The following is a 21614-nucleotide window of genomic DNA, read 5'->3' as shown; positions in this document are numbered from 1 at the left end:
AAATTAGTTGGGATTTATTAATCTCAATTCTCACGTCTATTATCTCAGATTGAATTTATATGAGTATTAAAATAAAACAACACGATATTACTGATTGTGGGGCGGCTTGTTTGGCTTCAATTTCAGCACATTATAAATTAAAGCTGCCAATATCAAGGATTAGACAAATGGCGGGTACCGATAAAAAAGGGACCAATGCTTTAGGATTAATTAAGGCCGCAGAAAAACTTGGTTTTACTGCTAAGGGTGTAAAAGGAGGAACGGATAGTTTGCCAAAGATACCGTTGCCTGCCATAGCACATGTTATTGTAAAAGAAGTTTTGCAGCATTATGTGGTTATTTTGAAGGCTACAGATACTTATGTGGAAATTATGGATCCTGGGGATGGACAGATTCACAAAAAAAGTATAGAAGAATTTGAGAAAGAATGGACTGGTGTGTTGATATTGATGGTTCCCAATGAGGAATTTGTTCAAAAAAATGAAAAAGTATCGAATATATCTCGTTTCTTTTTTTTATTGAAACCACATAAAAGTATTTTGTTTCAAGCGTTGTTTGGAGCTATTATTTATACTGTACTAGGATTATCAACCTCAATATACATACAAAAGTTAACAGACTTTGTTTTGGTCGATGGAAATACAAACTTGCTTAATCTGCTAAGTGTGGGGATGGTTATTTTGGTGATATTTCAAATTTTTATTGGAACAGCTAAAACTGTTATGGTTTTAAAAACCGGACAGTTGATTGATTCTCGGCTGATTTTAGGCTATTACAAACACTTGTTAAAGTTACCTCAGCGATTCTTTGATACCATGCGAATAGGGGAAATTATTTCCCGAATAAATGATGCGGTAAAAATTCGTTCGTTTATTAACGATACAGCCATTAGTTTAATCGTAAATGTTTTTATTGTGGTTTTTTCCTTTGGATTGATGTTTATCTATTCTTGGAAACTGGCACTCGCAATGGCTCTGATTATTCCTTTGTACTCTCTTGTATATTTAATTACTAACAAGCTAAATAAAAAGCAAGAGCGAAAGGTAATGGAACGAGCGGCCGACCTAGAGACTCAATTGGTAGAATCGTTAAATTCTGTAAAAACCATTAAGCAACTAAGTTTAGAGGGATTTGCCAATATAAAAACAGAAACTCGTTTTATCAACTTGCTGCAAACTGGTTATAAATCGGGTTTAAATTCCGTTTTTTCAACTAATTCCTCTGAGTTTTTAAGTAGGATATTTACGATTGTTTTGTTGTGGTTTGGTGGCTATCTAGTAATTGATCGCACCATTACGCCCGGAGAATTGATGTCTTTTTATGCCATTATTGGCTATTTTACTGGTCCAGTTGCAAGTTTGATAGGAATGAATAAATCGATACAGAATGCCTTAATTGCTGCTGATCGTTTGTTCGAAATTATGGATTTGGAGCGGGAGGATGAAGAGAATATGGTGGAGCTGAGAAAAGAAATCAAGGGAGATATTCTTTTTCAAGATGTTTCCTTTAGTTACGGAACAAGAGTTGACGTGTTTGAGAAGTTTACTATGCAAATACCGCATGGGAAAATTACTGCCATTATAGGTGAAAGTGGTTCTGGAAAAACTACCATAGCGGCATTGTTGCAAAAATTTTATCCACTAAACGATGGAAATATTTATATCGATACTGTAAATATTAAATATGCCTCGAACGATAGTTTGCGCAATTATGTGGGTATTGTACCTCAAAATCTGGATTTATTTGCTGGCAATGTAGTGGAAAATATCGCAGTAGGAGAGTTTCAGCCTGAAATGGAACGAATACTTGATATTTGTAAACAATTGGGTATACTTGGTTTTATAGAAGAATTGCCTAATGGTTTCCAAACCTGGTTGGGAGAGAATGGCGCTTCTCTTTCAGGAGGTCAGAAACAACGCTTAGCAATTGCAAGAGCTTTGTATCGCGATCCTCAGGTTTTGATTTTAGATGAGGCAACCTCTTCGCTCGATTCCATTTCAGAGGAACAAGTGCAAGAGTGTATACGTAATTTGAAAAAAGAAGGAAAAACCATTGTGTTAATTGCTCATAGATTAGGAACTGTTTTGCAATCGGATAAAATCATTGTTTTGGAAAAAGGCAAATTAATGGAAGAAGGTTCGCATACTGAATTATATGAAAAACAAGGGAAATATTACCACATGTGGCAAAAGCAAATTCCAGAACTTGCAATTTTAAATTAAAAATATTGTTAAGTCCAAGTTTATTGGACTACATAGAATTATCTTTATAATTGTTATTCAAATTTGGCCAATATGAATATAATGATGTAGGCGAAATAAAAAAGCCCGAAAAGCAGAAGTGTTCGCGAAAACTATTGCTGTTAATCGGACTTAGCTTATTAGCCTGCACAAAATTAATAAATTACTAACAATTTAAAATTTTGTAAAATGAAAGATTTAAATGAATTTGGAGTTAAGGAGATGAATTCATCTGAAATGAAGAATGTTGATGGAGGATTTATAGAGTGGGCTTTAGGTGTAATTTGTGGATTAGCACTTGATATTGCATTTAATCCTAAAAGTTCCAGGGAACACTTTATGAAAGGTGTTAATAGTTATGAATCAGTGTTTTAAATAATAATAGTTATGAGTATAGAAATTAAGATTAATTCGCTAAGTGACCTCTCCTGTAGTCAGTTAGAGGGTGTTAATGGAGGTTCGGAGTTTACAGATTGGATTTTAGAAACAATGGGTTGGATGGCTGCATTTAGAGCGGATCAACGTGCATATGAGAGTGAATTTAGTTACTTGTATGCACACATGGAATAATTATTCTTGCTCTATAAGAACTTTATGCTCTTATAGAGCAAGAATATTTCAAATAATAGTAATTTTATACTTTAATAAGCAAATTATTTTCACATGATAAAGAGGTTGTACTTGCAAAGGTTAAAGTACTTGATAATATTTTTAATTCCATTTGGCATATACGTTTTGGGTTTACAAGTGTATAGACCATATATTTATTCAAATGGAATATTTGACTATTATTTAGCTGACACCTTTACTAATATAGTTGCTGTGCCTGGATTATGTTTCTTCTTTTTAATAATAAACCCAATAAACAAAAGATTCACTTCGAAAGTTATAATTGTCAAATTTTTCTGCAGTGTAATTGTACTAGAATTATTGAACCTTCCATTTGAAAATGGTTTTGACTATAAGGATATTATTGCAACTATTATTGGAGCATTGTTAACATATGTGTCATGGGATTATATTGTTGAGTGTGATGCTGAAGAGGTTAAAAATGAGGTGTTTTAAAATCTTCAGGTTATTTTTTGAAAAACTCTTTTTATGAATTGAATTTTTGTTATAAATATATGTGGGATTAGTACATAATTTTATGCTTCTTCTAATTGATAATTGGATAAGATGAAGAACATTGGAAAATTTTGCATTACTGCACATATTGACCATGGTAAATCTAACTTGGCAAACCGCTAAGTTGACTTAGGTAAAACCTGCGTAGAATTAAAAATTTAGATGAATTTGGAGATTCGATACAGATGATTTTTATTTGAAAGCTGGGATTCGAATCGCATTTTAAGTGTTTCAAGATGTTTTCCAGATCATAAATCTATGGCTAAGTAGAAGCGTTTTTGTATATTTATTATCAGAGTAATTACAGATTGTTATTAACGCACTCATTTGAATAATAAGATATGATTACAGAAGAATTAATTGATAGAAGCAATAAAAAAAATAAGCGTTTGGTATTAATAGTAGGTGCATGCATTATGGGATTAATGCTTGTGGCTGGTTTAGTTGGTAATTTAGTAGGATTGATAATGCAATAATTAAATTTTTGCATTAATCTTTTCAATCATTAAATACCAAATTCTATTTATTCAAACTAATTGAATATCTTTGTCAGTTGATTGAATTACGGATTACGGAGCTGTGAAGTTTGGACTCGTAATTGATAATTCGTAATTGATAATTGGATAAGATGAAGAACATTCGTAATTTCTGCATAATAGCACATATCGACCACGGGAAAAGTACTCTAGCTGACCGTTTATTACAGGAAACAGAAACTGTAGGCGAACGTGAAAGGCAAGCTCAGGTTCTTGACGATATGGATTTGGAACGTGAACGTGGTATCACCATTAAAAGTCACGCTATTCAAATGGACTATGAGGGTAATGATGGTGAAAACTATGTATTAAACCTTATTGACACTCCAGGTCACGTAGATTTTTCATACGAGGTTTCTCGTTCAATTGCTGCTTGCGAAGGAGCTCTTCTTATTGTTGACTCAACTCAGGGTATTCAAGCTCAAACAATCTCGAACCTTTATTTAGCTATTGAGAATGATCTTGAAATCATTCCAATTCTTAACAAGATTGACTTACCTAACTCAAACCCTGAGGATGTAAAAGATCAGATTGTTGATTTGATTGGTTGTGATAGAGATGAAATTCTTGCAGCATCGGGTAAAACTGGTGAAGGTGTACCAGATATTCTTGAAGCAATTGTAGATCGAGTTCCATGCCCAGAAGGCAAACCAAATGATCCTCTTCAGGCATTGGTATTTGACTCTGAATACAATTCATTTCGTGGTATCATCACATACATTCGTATTATGAATGGGGAGGTTAAAAAAGGAGATCTTGTAAAATTCTTAAATACTGATAAAGAATACTACGCTGATGAAATTGGAGTTTTAAGACTTGAACGTGAGCCAAGGAAAATATTAAAAACAGGTGATGTAGGTTATATTATATCGGGTATCAAAACTTCTACAGAGGTAAAAGTTGGTGACACCATTACGCATAAAGAAGAGCCTTGTGAAAAAGGGATTGATGGCTTTGAGGAAGTAAAGCCAATGGTATTTGCCGGAGTCTATCCTATCGACAGTGAAGATTATGAAGATTTACGAGCTTCGATGGAGAAATTAAAGCTAAACGATGCCTCTTTAACTTTTGAGCCAGAATCATCACTAGCTCTTGGTTTTGGTTTCCGTTGCGGGTTTCTTGGCCTGCTTCATATGGAAATTATTCAGGAACGATTGGATCGTGAATTTGGTATGAACGTGATTACTACGGTACCCAACGTATCCTATATTGCTCACACTAAAAAAGGTGACGTTTTCGAAATGCATAACCCTTCGGATATGCCGGATCCAAACTCACTCGATTTTATTGAAGAGCCATTTATCAAAGCACAGATCATTACCAAATCAGAATTTGTTGGTTCTTTAATGAACCTTTGTCTGGCTAAGCGTGGTATGATGACAAACCAACAATACCTAACGAGTGATCGTGTAGAATTGACTTATGAAATGCCATTAGGTGAAATTGTATTCGATTTCTACGATAAGCTGAAGAGTATTTCAAAAGGTTACGCATCTTTTGACTACTTCCAAATTGGATTTAAAGCTGCCAAACTTGTAAAACTTGATATTCTTTTAAATGGAGAAGGTGTTGATGCACTTTCAACTTTAATTCACTTCGACAATGCACAATCATTTGGTCGTAGAATGTGTGAGAAGCTGAAAGAGCTTATACCGCGTCAGCAATTTGATATTGCTATACAAGGTGCGATTGGAGCCAAAATCATTTCCAGAGAGACTGTAAAAGCGGTTCGTAAGGATGTTACCGCAAAATGTTATGGTGGTGATATCACACGTAAACGTAAACTTCTTGAGAAGCAAAAGAAAGGTAAGAAAAAGATGAAGCAAGTAGGTAATGTGGAAGTTCCACAAAAAGCCTTCTTAGCCGTTCTTAAGCTAGATTAAGACGACTAGACAGACTACAAATTCCTGTCAGAGTTATTGATATAATAAGCTGTTCGATTATTTCGAGCAGCTTTTTTTTGTTTTCCTTTTAACCTTTCCTTAACTTTTTTTAGCTAAAGCTTAACTGCCTTTATTTTAGTAGTGTAGTAAATTTGTTGGTAGAAAGTAATTATTGAATTAAAAAAGGAACTTATGAAACGATTATCACTCTATCTATTATTAATTGGCTTTGCAGTATGTGCTGCACAAGGATCATTTGCTCAGGAAAAAGAAAAGAAGGATGAAAAGCATGAAGTTCATGTAAAGGTTAAAGTAATTGAGGATGGAAAAGAAACAATTATCGATACCATTTTTCATGAAAGAGTAGGACATGATAAAATAATTGAAGTAATGAATTTAGATGGCATGGCTGATTCGATTATGAAGAAACATAAAATCTGGATTTCTGAGGATGGTGATCATCATGGGAAACACAAAAAAATAATTCGAAAAATTCATGTAACGGCTGATGGGGACCATGATATTGATGAAGATTTTGAAATTAAGATGCTTAAGGAGTTTAAATTTTCCGATGAAGATGGTAACGTTTTTATTCACAAAGGAGATTCTTGTATTGAGAAGGATATTCATATTGAAATCCTAAAAGGTGGAAAGCACAAAATGCACATGATTGACGCTCATGGTAAAAAGGGCGAAAAAATCATCATTCTTAACGATTCTGATGATGTTCAAATAACAGAAGAAGATGGCTACAAAATCATTAAAATAAAAAGTTCGGGAGATGATAATGTTTGGGTAGAGAAAGATGGTGAAGTTGAGGTAGAAGTGACCGTAGAGGTAGAAGAATCAGACGATGGTAAAAAAGTGAAGAGGATTAAAAGAAAGAAGAAAAAGGAATAAGCTCTAAATAGAAGAAAATAAAAATGCCTCGATATAATCGAGGCATTTTTTATATATCTAGAATTGTTCTTATTCAGACTTCTTTCTGTAGTCAAGACCTAATTCAATCATTTGTTCTTCAGCAATTGTAGAAGGTGAATCAATCATCACATCGCGTCCCGAATTATTTTTAGGGAAAGCAATCACGTCGCGAATAGACTCGATACCAGCAAAAAGAGAAGCTAAACGGTCAAATCCAAAGGCGATTCCACCATGTGGAGGTGCACCATATTGGAAAGCATCCATTAGGAAACCAAACTGCTCCTGAGCTTCTTCGTCAGTAAAACCTAAGTGTTTGAACATTTGAGCTTGTTGTTCTGTATCGTGAATACGAATAGAACCACCACCAATTTCAACACCATTAATAACCAAGTCATATGCATTTGCACGAACCGCTCCAGGATCTGTATCCAATAAATGGAAATCTTCTTTTTTAGGAGATGTAAATGGATGGTGCATCGCGTGAAAACGCTTGTTGTCTTCATCCCACTCCAATAGAGGAAAATCTACAACCCAAAGTGGAGAGAACTTCTCATTGTCTCTCAACCCAAGTTGAGACCCCATCTCAAGACGCAATTCAGAAAGTTGAGGAAGTGTTGTGTTGCGATCACCAACAAGAACTAAGATTAAGTCTCCTGGTTTTGCATTACAAGCTTCAGCCCACTTTTGTAGGTGTTCAGCAGAGTAAAATTTATCTACAGATGATTTGAAAGAACCATCTTCGTTATATTTCACATAAACTAGGCCTTTAGCTCCAATTTGTGGTTTCTTCACAAAATCAGTTAATTTATCTAATTGCTTACGTGTGTAAGTAGCACAACCTGTAGCACAAATTGCTCCAATATATTCAGCTTCATCAAATACTTTGAAATCATTTCCTTTAGCTACAACGCTTAAGTCAACAAATTTCATCTCGAAGCGAGTGTCAGGCTTATCGTTACCATAGTATTTCATGGCATCAGCATAGTCTAACTTTGGGAAATCGAAATTTAGCTCAACATTTTTCAATTTCTTGAAAAGGTGTTTCGTTAAGCTTTCGAAAGTATTTAAGATGTCATCTTGCTCTACGAATGCCATTTCGCAATCAATCTGAGTAAATTCAGGCTGACGGTCAGCACGAAGATCTTCGTCGCGGAAACATTTTACAATTTGATAATAACGGTCGAAACCAGAGATCATCAACAATTGTTTGAATACCTGAGGAGATTGTGGCAAAGCGTAAAACTCACCTGGATTCATTCGCGAAGGAACGATAAAGTCACGAGCTCCTTCTGGAGTCGACTTAATCAATACTGGTGTTTCTGTTTCAATAAAATTAAGTTGATCAAGGAAATTACGAATCTCGATACCCATTTTATGACGCATTACCAGATTCTCACGAACACTGTTACGACGTAAATCAAGGTAACGGTATTTCATTCTCAGTTCGTCTCCACCATCGGTGTTTTCTTCGATTGTAAATGGAGGTGTTATAGACTTGCTCAATACTTCAACCTTCTCAGCAATTATCTCAATGTCACCTGTAGGTATTTTTGAGTTTTTACTTTGACGTTCATTAACGGTTCCGGTAATTGCAACAACAAATTCACGACCTAATTTTCTAGCCTGAGCACATAGCTCTGGATTGGTTTCCATGTCGAAAACAAACTGAGTAATACCATAACGATCTCGAAGATCGACAAAGGTCATTCCTCCTAAGTCACGTGCTTTTTGCACCCAACCACTAAGGGTTACAGTTTCCTTTACATTCTGAATTCTTAATTCACCACAAGTATGAGTTCTATACATCTTATATCATTTATTGATTCAATCCAATCTAGTTAGGAGTAATGCCATTCCAATAATTGGTTTACTTTCAATTACTAGTATTTTTATCTATTTTGATAAAATAAAGTCTGTAATTGATTAGTAATCGGTCTTATTCCTATTTTATTAACTTTGCGAAAATACTAACAATTTGCGAAATTGAATAAGCTTTTAGAAACAGATTTGTAAAAAAGATAAAACATGAACCAAGAATCTATAATATCACCATTTTCGGACGAGTATTTTATGAAACAGGCTTTGGAAGAGGCTCATAAAGCCTTTGATGAGGAAGAGATTCCTGTTGGAGCCATTGTGGTTTGTAATAATAGGATTATTGCCAGAGCACACAACTTAACTGAACGTTTGAATGATGTGACGGCTCATGCAGAGATGCAGGCTATTACAGCTGCAGCTAATTATTTGGGAGGAAAATATTTAAAGGATTGTACCTTATATGTGACACTTGAGCCATGTAACATGTGTGCAGGAGCTTTAGCTTGGTCTCAAATATCAAAAATTGTATATGGAGCAAGCGATGATAAGAGAGGATATACACGATTTTCACCTAACCCGATGCATCCAAGAACCGAAGTAGTTTCAGGGATTATGAAAGAGGAGAGTGCGAACCTGATAAAAGATTTTTTCACAAGGAAAAGAATGTCTCTTTAAATTCTTAAGTCTTATTTGGATTTATCCAATCAAAAAGCTTACTTTTGTACTCGGAAAGCGAACATAGTTTTTTAAACCATAGGCTCTCCAACTACCAACCAACCAATTTTATATCCCATCTCTTAAATTAAGTGAGTATTAGTATAATGCTAATTCTATGTTCGATTGTAACGATCGTTTGTAGAAATCTGTTATCTTTATTTGTAAACTATAAAATCAATATATCATGAGTGCACACAACGAAGCCAAAATGGGCGATATTGCTGAAACTATCCTTTTACCAGGTGATCCATTAAGAGCGAAGTATATTGCAGATAACTTCTTGGAGGATGTTGTTTGTTATAATAAAGTTAGAAATATGCTGGGTTTCACAGGAACCTATAAAGGAAAACGTATTTCTGTACAAGGAACAGGTATGGGTGTGCCTTCAATTGGTATCTATGCACACGAGTTAATCACTCAGTACGGCGTTAAGAATGTGATTCGTATTGGAACTTGTGGTTCTTTTAATCACGATGTAAAAGTGTTTGATGTGATTCTTGCGATGACATCATGTACTGACTCAGCAATGAACAGAAACCTTTTCAGAGGAATGGATTATTCACCATGTGCTGACTTTGGCTTGTTGAGCGATGCACATCAGGCTGCAACAGAAAAAGGTGTAAATATCAAGGTTGGATCAACTTTAACTTCTGACATTTTCTATCACGATTTAGAAAATAATCCAGAACCATTTAAAATCTGGGCTGACTACGGTGTATTAGCTGTAGAAATGGAAGCCACTGCGTTATATACAATCGCAGCACGTCATAATGCTAAAGCTTTAGCAATTTTGACTGTTAGCGATCATATTTTAACAGGAGAAGAAACTACCGCTGAAGAGCGTCAAACATCATTGAATACAATGATTACAATCGGTTTGGAAACTGCAATCAAGCAATAATTTAGATCTAAAAAGATTGCATTTTAAAAGGAGAAGCTTTGGGGAGTTTCTCCTTTTTTTTTGCCCTATTCGTAATTGAGTTTCTAATGAACTTGCCTAAACATTTTCCACAGGGTAGATTGTATTGAATTATAGTATTACTTTTGAAAAACGAAATATTTTCTCATCAATTTTTAGTTTATGCCTTACCAAGATGTGTTTGTTCTTTTCTGGAAACAGGTAAAAGAAAGTTTAGAAGAAGGTCGCTTTGCGAAGTTAACGATGGCAAAAACCATCGGTAAGCCTAATTTGAGAAATATATTTGTGAGGCCAGTTTATTCTGAAGGTGGCTTTAAGGTCTTACTAAAATTGCGCTATAGATCTAAAGAAACAGAGGATCAGGAAGACGAGCTTACATTAGAAGAGGCTTTTGTAGTTATGAAATCACATCTCAGAAAATCTTTTTCATCTGTTCTGTTATTTACTACAACAAAGGATGTTACTTTCAAAATTAATAAAAAGGGGGCTGGCAGCATTACCGAGTCTTTGCCTACTTTTAGTGATGCTACGTCGGCTGATAATGATGTAAAAAAGTAGGGGTAGTCCTAATTTGAATTGCATAAAAAAAGCTCGACTTGTAGGTCGAGCTCTCTATATCTGATTGTATTTTGTAAGTTAACTTTCTTCAATATGGAATCCAACTTCTTTAAGTTGTTCCCAGAAGTTAGGATATGATTTATTTACAACCATAGGATCATCGATTTTAATCTCGGGGCGAAGCATCGCAATTGGAGCAAATGACATAGCCATTCTATGATCGTGATAGGTTTTGATAATAATCTCTTCAGTTACTTCTTTCATTTCACCATCCCAAGCCAGTTCGCCTTCCTTAGGTTCATGTAATACATAACCTAATTTTGCTAGTTCATCAATAAGTGCAGCTATACGATTAGTCTCTTTAATTTTTAAAGTTTCTAATCCTTTAAAGTGAAATGGGATATTTTTTAAAGCTGAAACAACTGCAAATGTTTGAGCTAAATCTGGCATCTCAATAAAATCGAAAATCAATTTTTTACAAACCTCATTGCTCTGCTCAATATACATGCCTCGTTTCGAAAAATTAGTTTTAACACCTAGCTTTTCAAAAACTTCGATTAAACCAGAATCACCTTGGAAACTATTTTTTTTCAGTCCATCCAGGAATAGTTTTCCCTTTGGCGCTAAGGCCATAAATGCGTACCAGTATGATGCGCCTGACCAATCTCCTTCAACCGTGTAAGGCATTACTTTATACGCTTGTTTGTCAACAAAAATCTCATTCCCTTTAAATTCATATTCAATACCAAATTCCTTCATGATATTTAGAGTCATTTCGATATAAGATCGAGACACAATTTTGCCTTCTAATTTAATTTTCAACCCATTTACAAGAGTTGGAGCAATTAAAAGTAGAGCAGTAATGTACTGAGAACTAGTATCTCCCTTTAAACTAACTTCTTCTCCAGTTAAATTCGAACCTAATATTTTGAGAGGAGGGTAACCTTCTTTTTCAAGATATGAAACTTGAGCACCTAAAGAATTTAAAGCATCAACTAAAACCGAGATAGGACGTTCTTTCATTCTATCGGAACCGGTAAGTGTCCATTCTCCCAGAATTTTAGATAAATATGCCGTTAAGAATCGCATGCTTGTGCCAGCGTGACCTACATCAAAAACGTTGGTGTTCGAAAATAAAACCTCTTGCATTACTTTGGAATCGTCGCAAGTTGATAGGTTTTTGATTGGCTCAAAACTATAACTTAAAGCATTGATGATTTGTACACGGTTCGAAATACTTTTCGATGCAGGAAGGTTTATTCGACCCTCTATGATATTGTTTTTTTTCGAAATAGAATATTGCATTGAACAGGGATTTTTAATTGCCAAAACAGGTATAGCGCAAATCAGGTCATCAAAACCACTTAAGTTGAGATGACCTGAATGATATTTTCATGCTTTATTTAAAAGTGAAATAGAGAATCTACGTCATATTGAGTAGCCAATTTATCACGGCCTTTCAAAAAGTCTAATTCTAATATGAAATTCACATAAACATTCTTAACATTGAATTTGTTAATAAGGTTAATCGAAGCTTTCGCTGTTCCACCTGTTGCTAACAAATCGTCGTGTACTAAAATAATATCTTCAGTATCTAATGCATCCTGATGAATGAACATTTCATCTTCGCCATACTCTAGTGAGTATTTTTCTGAAAATGTAGGAGCAGGTAATTTTCCAGGTTTACGTACGGGAACAAAACCAGCACCTAATTTATAGGCTAGTACAGTACCCAAAATAAAACCGCGACTTTCTAGTCCCACTACTTTAGTAATACCTTTGTCTTTGTATTGCTCGTAAAGAGATTCGACCAAAGTGTTTAGGTGTTTTTCATCCTTCAACATTGTGGTGATATCTTTAAATACAATACCCTCTTTAGGAAAATCAACAATATCTCTAATTGAATCTTTTGCTTCTTGAAGTTTTACGTTCATCTTTTTTTCTTTTTCCAAACCAGGAGTACGAAAATATTCAAATCTGAACTGAATATCAGCCTAAAAGGCATGATAAATCTACAGAAGTGGAATATTCACCCCCGCCTCACTTAATTATTAACTTGATATAGTGTGGGATAATTCCGGGTAAAAATAAAAAAGTCTGGCTTAATATTCATTATATATTAGCAAAAACTCTATCGGAATTTTATAAACGTCAAATTTTGACCGATTCTCTGTTAGATATGTAATGAAAAGAAAGTGTATTACTCGTCTGGAATTCCTTTAAAAATAAAAGAAATTATAGATCCTTGGAATTTGATTGTTGAACTCCACATTAGTTTTTACCTTTGATAAAATTCAAAACATAAATGAAATATGAAAATAAATAATCAAAGTCGTGCAGGATGGATTAAACTGTTTTATTACGTGCTTGTCTTTTTATATCTGGCGATAACAATTTTACTTCTCTATTTAAGAGAAGAAGACATATATACTGTTTTAGGCGGAATGACAGCTTTTGTAATCGTTACGATCATATTTACGCTTAGTTTGGATTTGAATTTTGTAATCTATCAGGAATCAGAAAAGAAGATCATTTTACGATACTATCCTTTGCATCCTTTTCACCATAAATTTAAATCAATCGAAATAGCAAAAAATTCCTTGTCGCATTTTGATATAGAAAATAAGCTTCTGGGATTACGAACAGAAATTGTTTTATATCAGCAAACAGAACGAGGTTTAGCAAAATATCCTAAGGTTAGTATTTCTGCTCTGTCCAAATCCGATAAGCTAAAAATGATTGATTCCTTGAGGCGAAATTCTTTAAAAAAGTAATCTTTTAATCTTTATAATAAACTCACGCACTAAATTTATTTGGTTTGCGTTGGTTCTTACGTATTCGAATATTTTATGAGAAATGTATAGAAAAATTAAAACTCAGTTAGTATTGGCAATAGTTGCCATTTTATTACCCTCAGGATTATATGCTCAAGAAAACGATTTGCGATTAAACATTGGAATTCCTTTAGGGAAATATGGCAAGTTTGACCACAATTATAGTGGAGCAAACGAAACAAATTCGCCATCTTTTATTATCCAGTTAGAAAAACAATGGAAACCTGATATGAGTATTGGTGCATACATTGGTTATGCTGGACAAAAACATGAGTATAATTTAGGTTTTAGTGAGAGTAAATTCAATTATTATCGGTTTGGGGCTGTTTTTACCTACGAGTTAAATAATTGGTTGTCCGAGATGAATATAGCTCCAGCAAATGGAATTGAAATGTATGCCAGTGCAAAAACAGGTTTATCTCTGGAAACAACGAATTTGTCAGTATCCGAATTGGATAGTGGAAATCAAGCTTTTATCAGTACCAATAAGAAAAACGAATTGCTGTTAGATTTGGGTGTGGTTCTTGGAGCACGCTATCATTTCTCCAATCAATTTGGTTTGTTTGCGGAATTGGGATGGGCTAATGCTGGCTTTTTTACAATCGGAACCACCTTTACTTTATAAATATTTTGTAAATTAGCTTTCATTCATTAATATTCTAAAATGATGTATGGAAGATGTTTATAAAGTAGCTATTAGTTTCCTTAATGGTATCGGTCCTGTTAATACAAAAAAGGTAATTGCCTATACTGGTAGTTTGGAAGGTTTGTTTAAAGAAAAGAAGCAAAATCTGCTCAAAATACCAGGGATAGGTCAGTTTTTTGTTGATAAATTAGATCGTGAGCCTGCAATTACTTTGGCGGAAGAGGAGATTGAGTTTATCGCTAAAAATGATATTCAAGTAGCATTTTATTTGGATGAAAATTATCCGCAACGCTTATTAAATTGTGCCGATTCTCCTTGTACACTATATTATAAAGGATATACCAACTTTAATGTCTCTAGATCAATAAGTATAGTGGGAACGCGTAATGCCAGTGATTATGGTCGTGAAGTTTGTAATCAATTGATAAAAGATTTATCAGAAAAAAATATCAAACCAATAATTGTTAGTGGATTAGCTTACGGCGTTGATATTTGTGCGCACAAAGCTGCATTGGGAAACGGATTGCAAACTGTAGCAGCAGTTGGGCATGGTTTAGATATGATGTATCCATCTCAACACAAGAGGTACGCTAAAGAAATCATTGATCAAGGCGCAATTATTAGTGAGTTTACATCCAAAAGTAAATTCGATCCCAAAAATTTTGTCCGTAGAAATAGAATTATTGCTGGTATGTCCGATGCAACCATCGTAATTGAGTCGGCGGCGAAAGGAGGTTCTCTAGTTACTGCTGATATTGCAAACTCCTATAATAGGGATGTATTTGCCTTTCCAGGCAGAACTTCGGATAAAAGTTCCATAGGCTGCAATAAATTAATCAAAACAAATCAAGCACACCTTATTGAAAGTATAGCCGACTTAGAATACATTTTAGGTTGGGAGGATACAAAGAAAGAGGTGAAAACAGTCCAGAAAAAACTATTTTTAGAGCTTTCGCCCGATGAGGAGTCTTTAATTCAAGTGTTAAAAGAGAATCATAATACACCTATTGATATGATCTGTATTAAAAGTGATTTTCCGATGAGTAAAGTGTCAAGTTTACTCTTGAAATTAGAATTTGATGGGCTCATAAAATCACTTCCGGGGAAAATTTACGCTTTGAATATGTGAAATTTGTCAGCTTTTTTTCAATCATGTTGTAGAGCAGAATTACAAAAAGACATAAGTATCTGATAATGAACGTTAAAAAATTTACGAAAACGTTGTAAAATTTCTTGTATTTTAATTTGCGATTATGAAAATTTATATACATTTGAACCAAAATATTAACAATTGTATCACAACAATCTTATTTTAATTTCATAACATATTTTGGACATGGAAGCGAAGATTAATGAATTCATGGAAGCCCTTAAGGCTAGAACTGCTGGTGAAGCTGAATTTCACCAAGCTGCTCAAGAAGTAGTTGAATCAGTATGGGAAACTTACGATTCAAACCCTAAGTATAAAAATGCTAAGATTCTTGAGAAAATGTGTGAGCCGGAGCGTACAATAATGTTCCGTGTACCATGGATCAACGATAATGGTGAAGTGGAAATCAACCGCGGATACCGTGTTGAATTTAACTCAGCAATTGGACCATACAAAGGTGGATTACGTTTTCACCCATCTGTAACTCTAAGTGCTCTTAAATTCTTAGGTTTCGAACAAACTTTCAAGAACTCTTTGACTACTCTACCTATGGGTGGTGGTAAAGGTGGTTCTGACTTCAACGCTAAGGGAAGATCAGATAACGAAATCATGCGTTTTTGCCAAAGCTTCATGACTGAGTTGTGTAAGCATATTGGTCCTAACACTGACGTTCCTGCAGGTGATATAGGAGTAGGTGGTCGTGAGATCGGATACCTTTTTGGACAATACAAGAGAATTCGTAACGAGTTTACTGGTGTATTAACTGGTAAGCCACTTGAGTTTGGTGGTTCTTTGATCCGTCCTGAAGCTACTGGTTTTGGTGCTGTTTATTTTGCTCAGCATATGGTTGCTGAAAACAAAGAAACATTAGAAGGTAAAACTGTTGCTCTTTCTGGTTTCGGTAATGTAACTTGGGGTGCTGCTCTTAAATTAGTTGAGCTTGGTGCTAAGGTTGTTACTGTTTCTGGTCCTGATGGATATGTTTACGATAAAGAAGGTTTAGATGCTGAGAAGATTGATTACTTGTTGGATCTTCGTGCTTCAAATAACGACGTTGTAGCTCCTTATGCTGAGAAATTCGGTGCTGAATTTTTCGCAGGTAAGAAACCTTGGGAAGCAAAAGTAGATATGGCTTTCCCTTGTGCAATTCAAAACGAGTTGAACGAAGAAGATGCAAAACTTCTTGTTACTAACGGATGTAAGTATGTTGTTGAGACATCTAACATGGGTTGTACTGCAGAAGCAATGCTTTATTTAGTTGATAACTGCGCATTTGCTCCAGGTAAGGCCGCTAATGCTGGTGGAGTTGCTGTTTCAGGTCTTGAAATGTCACAAAACTCACTACGTTTCAACTGGACTGCTGAAGAAGTTGACGCTAAACTTTCTCGTATCATGAAAGATATTCACGATACTTGTGTGAAATTTGGTACTAAGGATGGTAAGATTAACTACGTAAATGGTGCAAACATTGGTGGCTTTGTAAAAGTAGCTGAAGCAATGGTAGCTCAGGGATGCGTATAGTATGATAATTCATGCCTAAATATATAAAAGCCGGCTATGCCGGCTTTTTTTATTCTTATTGAAAGGTAATTCTTTTGGCTATTCTTTGCTCTTTCTATATGTTTGCAGAAAAGTAATTCCTTATGAAATTTATTGATACCCATTCTCACATATACGCTGATGATTTTGAACATGATATTGAACAAATCATATCTAATTGTCGCGACGTAAACATTGAGAAAATTCTATTGCCGAATATTGATTCAGAATCAATACCAAAAATGAATCAATTGGTTAAGCAGTTTCCTGATCTATGTATCCCAATGATGGGATTGCATCCAACATCCGTTAAGGAAAACTATTTGGAGGAACTTCAGATTTGTGAAGAATGGTTAGATAAAGGCAGTTTTTGTGCGATTGGAGAAATAGGAATCGATTTGTATTGGGATAAGACTTTTGTGAAAGAACAGCAGTTTGCTTTCGACAAGCAAATTAATTGGTCTTTAGATCGAAACTTGCCTATTGTTATTCATGCAAGAGATTCTTTTGATGAGATTTTCGAAATTTTGGAAGGATACCGAAATACAAAACTAAATGGTGTATTTCATAGTTTTACTGGAAATGAGGAACAGGCAAAGAAGGCAATTGAATTCGGTTTCCTTTTAGGGATAAATGGGATTGTTACCTTTAAAAATGCAGGATTGGACAAAACGCTTGCATCTTTCAGCTTGGATAAATTGATTTTGGAAACGGATGCACCTTATTTAGCTCCAGTTCCAAAGCGAGGAAAAAGAAATGAAAGTTCTTATTTGATACATGTTGCTAATAAATTGGCAAATATCTATCAAGTGAGTTTGGATGAGGTAGCAAGTGTTACTAGTAAAAATGCCGAAGGATTGTTCAATTTATAATTGAGGTCATTAAAATGGATAAAAAACAAACATCGATATTATTAATTTATACCGGAGGAACTATTGGAATGGTTAAAGATCCGGATAATGGTTCTTTAAAACCTTTTGATTTTGATCACATCTTAAAGCAGGTTCCCGAACTTAATGATTTTGGATTTGAATTGTCGTCTATTGCTTTTGATCCACTTATCGATTCTTCAAATTTGAATCCAGAAGTTTGGATCAAGATTGCAAGTTTGATTAAAGAGAACTATGAGAAATATGATGGTTTTGTAGTTCTTCATGGTACTGATACGATGTCTTACTCAGCCTCTGCTTTGAGTTTCATGCTGGAGAATTTAGATAAGCCGGTTGTCTTAACAGGATCGCAATTGCCAATTGGTATGTTACGTACCGATGGTAAAGAGAATTTAATTACAGCTATTGAGATTGCAGCAGACAATAAAAATGGTAAAGCACTTGTTCCTGAAGTTTGTGTGCTTTTCGAAAACAAATTGTTTAGAGGAAATCGCACAACCAAGCACAATGCTGAATATTTTAATGCCTTTTATTCTTATAATTATCCTGATTTGGCAAAAATCGGAATACATATCAATTACAATTATGCTGCCATTCATTACCCAAGTCAGCCACAAGAATTGGAAATTTCAACAAGTTTAGATTCTAATATTGCAATATTGAAGATATTCCCTGGAATTAACAAGCAAGTTGTCGATTCTATTTTAAATTGTGAAGGTATAAAAGGAATTGTTATGGAAACATATGGAGCTGGTAATGCCCCGACAGATGCTTGGTTTGTTGATTCAATTAAAGAAGCAATTGGTAGAGGAGTTATTGTGTACAATGTGACTCAATGTCCTTCTGGAAGTGTAGATATGGGCTTGTACGAAACTAGTCTTGAACTATTAGCAGCAGGTGTTGTTAGTGGACGAGACATCACAACAGAGGCGGCTGTTACAAAATTAATGTACGTCTTGGGAAAAAAGCTTAATGAAGAACAAATCAAATTCTTTTTAAATAAGTCCATCAAAGGTGAATTATGCCAATAGAAAATTTGTTTTTCACTTTTTTTTTGTAATTTGGTGCACTGTTAAAAGTGTTCTATATTACATAAGGTCATGTAAGGAATGATATGAAGTGTAGAAATAGAAAGACTTTTAAATAATATTTGACAGACAACTATGTGTTTAGTTGTATTAAAGACCGCAACCGTTTAATTTTGTAAAAAATAATTTCGTTAATTAAAATTTGAAAAACAGACTATGAAAAAGTTATTTGCATTTATAGCAGTTATCGGGATGCTGAATTTTGGAGCATCATTCAATGCAGTTGCTCAAGATGAGACAGCTGAAACTACCGAAGCTACCGTAGATACTCAGGATGAAGCTGCAGAAGAAGTTGCAGTTGAAGAAACTGTAGTAGAAGAAGAAGTAGAAAGTACTTCATTTCACGCTATTGTTAAGAAGCAATTCATCCAGGGTGGTGCGATGTTTATGAGTTTTGTATTGTTGTCATTAATTTTAGGTTTGGCTCTTTGTATTGAAAGAATCATTTACTTAAACATGTCAACTACAAATACTAAGAAGTTGATCGCTAGCCTAGAGGAAGCGTTGAACAACGGTGGTGTTGATGCTGCTAAAGAAGTTTGTAGAAACACTCGCGGTCCTATCGCTAGTATCTTCTATCAAGGTCTTGATCGTATCGATGAAGGTGTAGAGGTTGTTGAGAAATCAGTAATCGCTTACGGTTCAGTTCAGATGGGTCTTTTAGAGAAAGGTCTTTCTTGGATTTCATTGATGATTGGTCTTGCTCCTATGTTGGGTTTCATGGGTACAGTAATCGGTATGATTGGTGCATTTGACTCTATTCAGTCAATGGGTACTATTTCTCCTGCTGCTGTAGCTGGTGGTATTAAGGTTGCCTTGATTACAACAGTATCTGGTTTGATCGTTGCGATGATCCTACAGGTATTCTATAACTACTGTACTGCTAAAATTGACAGTATCGTTAACAACATGGAAGATGCATCTATTTCTCTTCTTGATATCTTAGTAAAATACAACTTGAAAAAATAATTTCCGACTATGTCAAATACATTGAGTAAATATTTAAATATTCTTACCTATGTAATGCTTGGTCTTACAGTTGTTTTTGTAGCCATGTTTTACTTTGGTGGAGAAGTGCCAAACGCAGCTTATACAACTCCGGTTCACACCGATTCGTTGATCTATTGGGCTAAGGCATTATTCTATATCACTGTTGGCTTGTCAATTTTGTTCCCTATTATTCAATTAGTAACGAATCCTAAAGGGGCAATTAAGGGATTAGCTGGACTTGCTGGTCTTGGACTAGTTATCTTGATCGCATATTCTTTATCAGATGGTACATTATTGAATCTTCCTGGTTATACTGGAGAAGACAATAATCCTAGCTCGTTAAAGTTTGCTGATACCATTCTTTACACCATGTATATTTTAGGTGTAGGTGCTATCGCTTCTATCGTAGTGACTGAAGCATTAAGAAAATTACGCTAAGACAATGATTCGATTAAATTCGAATCGTAAACCTTAAGAAATAATATTATGGCAAGAAAAACACCAGAGATAAATTCGAGTTCGATGGCCGATATCGCTTTCTTGTTGCTTATTTTCTTCTTGGTGACAACTACAATGGACGTAGATACTGGTATCTACAAAAAGTTGCCACCTATTCCAGAAGATGAACAACTGAATGATGATGTTAAGGTTAAGAAACGTAATGTTTTTTCCATATTGGTGAACCGTAACAATGAATTGTTGGTAAATGGTGAAGTTCTTAGTATTTCACAATTGCGTGAAAAAACAAAAGAATTCATCTTGAATCCACTTAATAAAGAAGACTTACCTGAGAAGAAACCAACTACGATTCCATATTTTGGTGACGTGATGGTTTCAAAAGGTTTGATTTCGTTACAGAATGACCGTGGAACAAGATATGAAACTTATATTCGCGTTCAGGATGAACTTGCAGCGGCTTCTCGAGAGTTAAAGGATGAGAAGTCGGTACAAAAATGGGGTAAAAAATATGCCGAGCTTGATGATGATCAGAAAGCAGCGGTTAGAAAATATATCCCAGTTCAGATTTCTGAAGCAGAACCAAGAAACACAGGAGGTAAATAATGTCAAAGTTTAGAAAAGACGGTAAAAAAGATCTACCGGCCATATCAACAGCTTCTCTTCCTGATATTGTATTTATGTTACTTTTCTTCTTTATGGTTGCTACAACCATGCGTGACGTTGAATTGAGTGTAAATTATACTCAGCCTAAGGCGAATGAATTGGTGAAGTTAGAAAAGAAGGATTTGGTTAGTAACATTCACGTTGGAGTTCCTTTAAGGAAATTTCAAAAGACGTTTGGTACAGAACCAAGAATTCAGCTAAACGATCAATTTGCTACAGTTGCAGATATTCAAGCTTTTATTGCTTCAGAACGTGAATCAAGAAAAGAAGAATTGCGTAATAAGTTGACTACTTCATTGAAAGTTGATCAATACACTAAAATGGGTATTATCACTGATATTAAGCAGGAACTTAGAAAAGCAAGTTCACTTAAGTTGAACTACTCAACTAGACAAACTGCAGAATAATTTATTATTCGATATATAATTAAAAAGGAGTCCAATAGGACTCCTTTTTTTTGTGCCTATAATTTTGAATTTTTTCCTAACAAGAAAAGTAGGGACAAGCAAATTGTGTGTTTTGCCAGATCTGAAATCGTTATTTTTTAATGATTTGTTTCTATTTTATTTGAGAGAAGTGTTGGGGAGTTTTCTTAGGAAATTACTGTTTTCACCTTGGGAAAGGATTGATTTAAAACA

23 protein-coding genes are annotated in these 21614 nt (G+C 34.7%); 20 read left to right on the top strand and 3 right to left on the bottom strand.

The genetic code is table 11. The features are described from left to right. The first annotated feature begins 59 nt into the window (after positions 1-59). The 7 genes from L3049_RS19580 (at position 60) to L3049_RS19550 (ending at position 6684) form a co-directional block, all read left to right on the top strand. Positions 60-2222, top strand: a complete 2163-nt coding sequence (locus L3049_RS19580) for a peptidase domain-containing ABC transporter (RefSeq protein WP_275111524.1) — start codon at positions 60-62, stop codon at positions 2220-2222. 207 nt (positions 2223-2429) lie between these two features. After that, positions 2430-2615 carry a class IIb bacteriocin, lactobin A/cerein 7B family gene (locus tag L3049_RS19575; protein ID WP_275111523.1) on the top strand — a complete coding sequence of 62 codons (186 nt, stop codon included), beginning with the start codon at positions 2430-2432 and terminating at the stop codon, positions 2613-2615. Positions 2616-2627: 12 nt separating this feature from the next. After that, entirely contained in the window at positions 2628-2810 is a 183-nt protein-coding gene (locus L3049_RS19570; RefSeq protein ID WP_275111522.1) for a hypothetical protein, read from the top strand. Positions 2811-2903: 93 nt separating this feature from the next. Next, entirely contained in the window at positions 2904-3305 is a 402-nt protein-coding gene (locus tag L3049_RS19565; protein WP_275111521.1) for a hypothetical protein, read from the top strand. A gap of 401 nt (positions 3306-3706) precedes the next feature. Next, positions 3707-3841 (top strand): hypothetical protein, encoded by a 135-nt coding sequence (locus L3049_RS19560; protein ID WP_275111520.1) that lies wholly within the window; start codon positions 3707-3709, stop codon positions 3839-3841. A gap of 152 nt (positions 3842-3993) precedes the next feature. Then, positions 3994-5784, top strand: a complete 1791-nt coding sequence (gene lepA / locus L3049_RS19555; protein ID WP_275111519.1) for a translation elongation factor 4 — start codon at positions 3994-3996, stop codon at positions 5782-5784. 192 nt (positions 5785-5976) lie between these two features. Then, on the top strand, positions 5977-6684 hold the full coding sequence (locus tag L3049_RS19550) for a hypothetical protein (protein WP_275111518.1): 708 nt from the start codon (positions 5977-5979) through the stop codon (positions 6682-6684). A gap of 69 nt (positions 6685-6753) precedes the next feature. Here the strand turns inward: L3049_RS19550 and aspS are convergent, their stop codons facing one another. Beyond that, a complete protein-coding gene (gene aspS / locus L3049_RS19545; protein WP_275111517.1) occupies positions 6754-8511 on the bottom strand; it encodes an aspartate--tRNA ligase in 1758 nt (585 codons plus the stop codon). A 219-nt stretch (positions 8512-8730) separates the two neighbouring features. On the opposite strand from aspS, the gene L3049_RS19540 reads away from it, so the two are divergent. The 3 genes from L3049_RS19540 to L3049_RS19530 all read left to right on the top strand — a co-directional run bounded on the left by L3049_RS19540 (position 8731) and on the right by L3049_RS19530 (position 10717). Then, positions 8731-9198 carry a nucleoside deaminase gene (locus L3049_RS19540; RefSeq protein ID WP_275111516.1) on the top strand — a complete coding sequence of 156 codons (468 nt, stop codon included), beginning with the start codon at positions 8731-8733 and terminating at the stop codon, positions 9196-9198. Positions 9199-9424: 226 nt separating this feature from the next. Further along, positions 9425-10141, top strand: coding sequence for a purine-nucleoside phosphorylase (gene deoD, locus L3049_RS19535; RefSeq protein ID WP_275111515.1), 717 nt, complete (start codon positions 9425-9427; stop codon positions 10139-10141). Between the two features lie 180 nt (positions 10142-10321). After that, positions 10322-10717 (top strand): hypothetical protein, encoded by a 396-nt coding sequence (locus L3049_RS19530; protein ID WP_275111514.1) that lies wholly within the window; start codon positions 10322-10324, stop codon positions 10715-10717. A gap of 78 nt (positions 10718-10795) precedes the next feature. Here the strand turns inward: L3049_RS19530 and aroA are convergent, their stop codons facing one another. Continuing rightward, on the bottom strand, positions 10796-12022 hold the full coding sequence (gene aroA / locus L3049_RS19525; protein ID WP_275111513.1) for a 3-phosphoshikimate 1-carboxyvinyltransferase: 1227 nt from the start codon (positions 12020-12022) through the stop codon (positions 10796-10798). A 98-nt stretch (positions 12023-12120) separates the two neighbouring features. After that, a complete protein-coding gene (locus L3049_RS19520; protein WP_275111512.1) occupies positions 12121-12651 on the bottom strand; it encodes an adenine phosphoribosyltransferase in 531 nt (176 codons plus the stop codon). Between the two features lie 378 nt (positions 12652-13029). On the opposite strand from L3049_RS19520, the gene L3049_RS19515 reads away from it, so the two are divergent. From L3049_RS19515 to L3049_RS19470, 10 genes are all read left to right on the top strand, one after another. Beyond that, complete coding sequence (locus L3049_RS19515) at positions 13030-13491, top strand: hypothetical protein (protein ID WP_275111511.1); 462 nt, start codon at positions 13030-13032, stop codon at positions 13489-13491. An 82-nt stretch (positions 13492-13573) separates the two neighbouring features. Next, positions 13574-14176, top strand: a complete 603-nt coding sequence (locus L3049_RS19510) for a hypothetical protein (protein WP_275111510.1) — start codon at positions 13574-13576, stop codon at positions 14174-14176. Positions 14177-14222: 46 nt separating this feature from the next. Further along, the gene (dprA, locus tag L3049_RS19505; protein WP_275111509.1) at positions 14223-15326 is read left to right on the top strand and encodes a DNA-processing protein DprA; all 1104 of its coding nucleotides are present in this window, start codon (positions 14223-14225) and stop codon (positions 15324-15326) included. A gap of 207 nt (positions 15327-15533) precedes the next feature. Continuing rightward, entirely contained in the window at positions 15534-16868 is a 1335-nt protein-coding gene (gdhA, locus tag L3049_RS19500) for an NADP-specific glutamate dehydrogenase (protein WP_275111508.1), read from the top strand. A gap of 122 nt (positions 16869-16990) precedes the next feature. Next, a complete protein-coding gene (locus tag L3049_RS19495) occupies positions 16991-17758 on the top strand; it encodes a TatD family hydrolase (protein WP_275111507.1) in 768 nt (255 codons plus the stop codon). Positions 17759-17772: 14 nt separating this feature from the next. Continuing rightward, on the top strand, positions 17773-18807 hold the full coding sequence (locus L3049_RS19490; RefSeq protein ID WP_275111506.1) for an asparaginase: 1035 nt from the start codon (positions 17773-17775) through the stop codon (positions 18805-18807). A gap of 213 nt (positions 18808-19020) precedes the next feature. After that, positions 19021-19833 (top strand): MotA/TolQ/ExbB proton channel family protein, encoded by an 813-nt coding sequence (locus tag L3049_RS19485; RefSeq protein ID WP_275111505.1) that lies wholly within the window; start codon positions 19021-19023, stop codon positions 19831-19833. A 9-nt stretch (positions 19834-19842) separates the two neighbouring features. After that, complete coding sequence (locus L3049_RS19480; RefSeq protein ID WP_275111504.1) at positions 19843-20292, top strand: hypothetical protein; 450 nt, start codon at positions 19843-19845, stop codon at positions 20290-20292. Positions 20293-20340: 48 nt separating this feature from the next. Further along, positions 20341-20916, top strand: coding sequence for an ExbD/TolR family protein (locus L3049_RS19475; RefSeq protein WP_275111503.1), 576 nt, complete (start codon positions 20341-20343; stop codon positions 20914-20916). Further along, positions 20916-21383 (top strand): ExbD/TolR family protein, encoded by a 468-nt coding sequence (locus L3049_RS19470; protein WP_275111502.1) that lies wholly within the window; start codon positions 20916-20918, stop codon positions 21381-21383. The genes L3049_RS19475 and L3049_RS19470 overlap by 1 nt, the downstream gene beginning before the upstream one ends. Positions 21384-21614 lie beyond the last annotated feature (231 nt).

This window comes from Labilibaculum sp. DW002 (genome assembly GCF_029029525.1).
In the GTDB taxonomy this organism is placed as follows: domain Bacteria; phylum Bacteroidota; class Bacteroidia; order Bacteroidales; family Marinifilaceae; genus Paralabilibaculum; species Paralabilibaculum antarcticum.
This window is presented reverse-complemented; position numbering and strand designations above follow the sequence as displayed.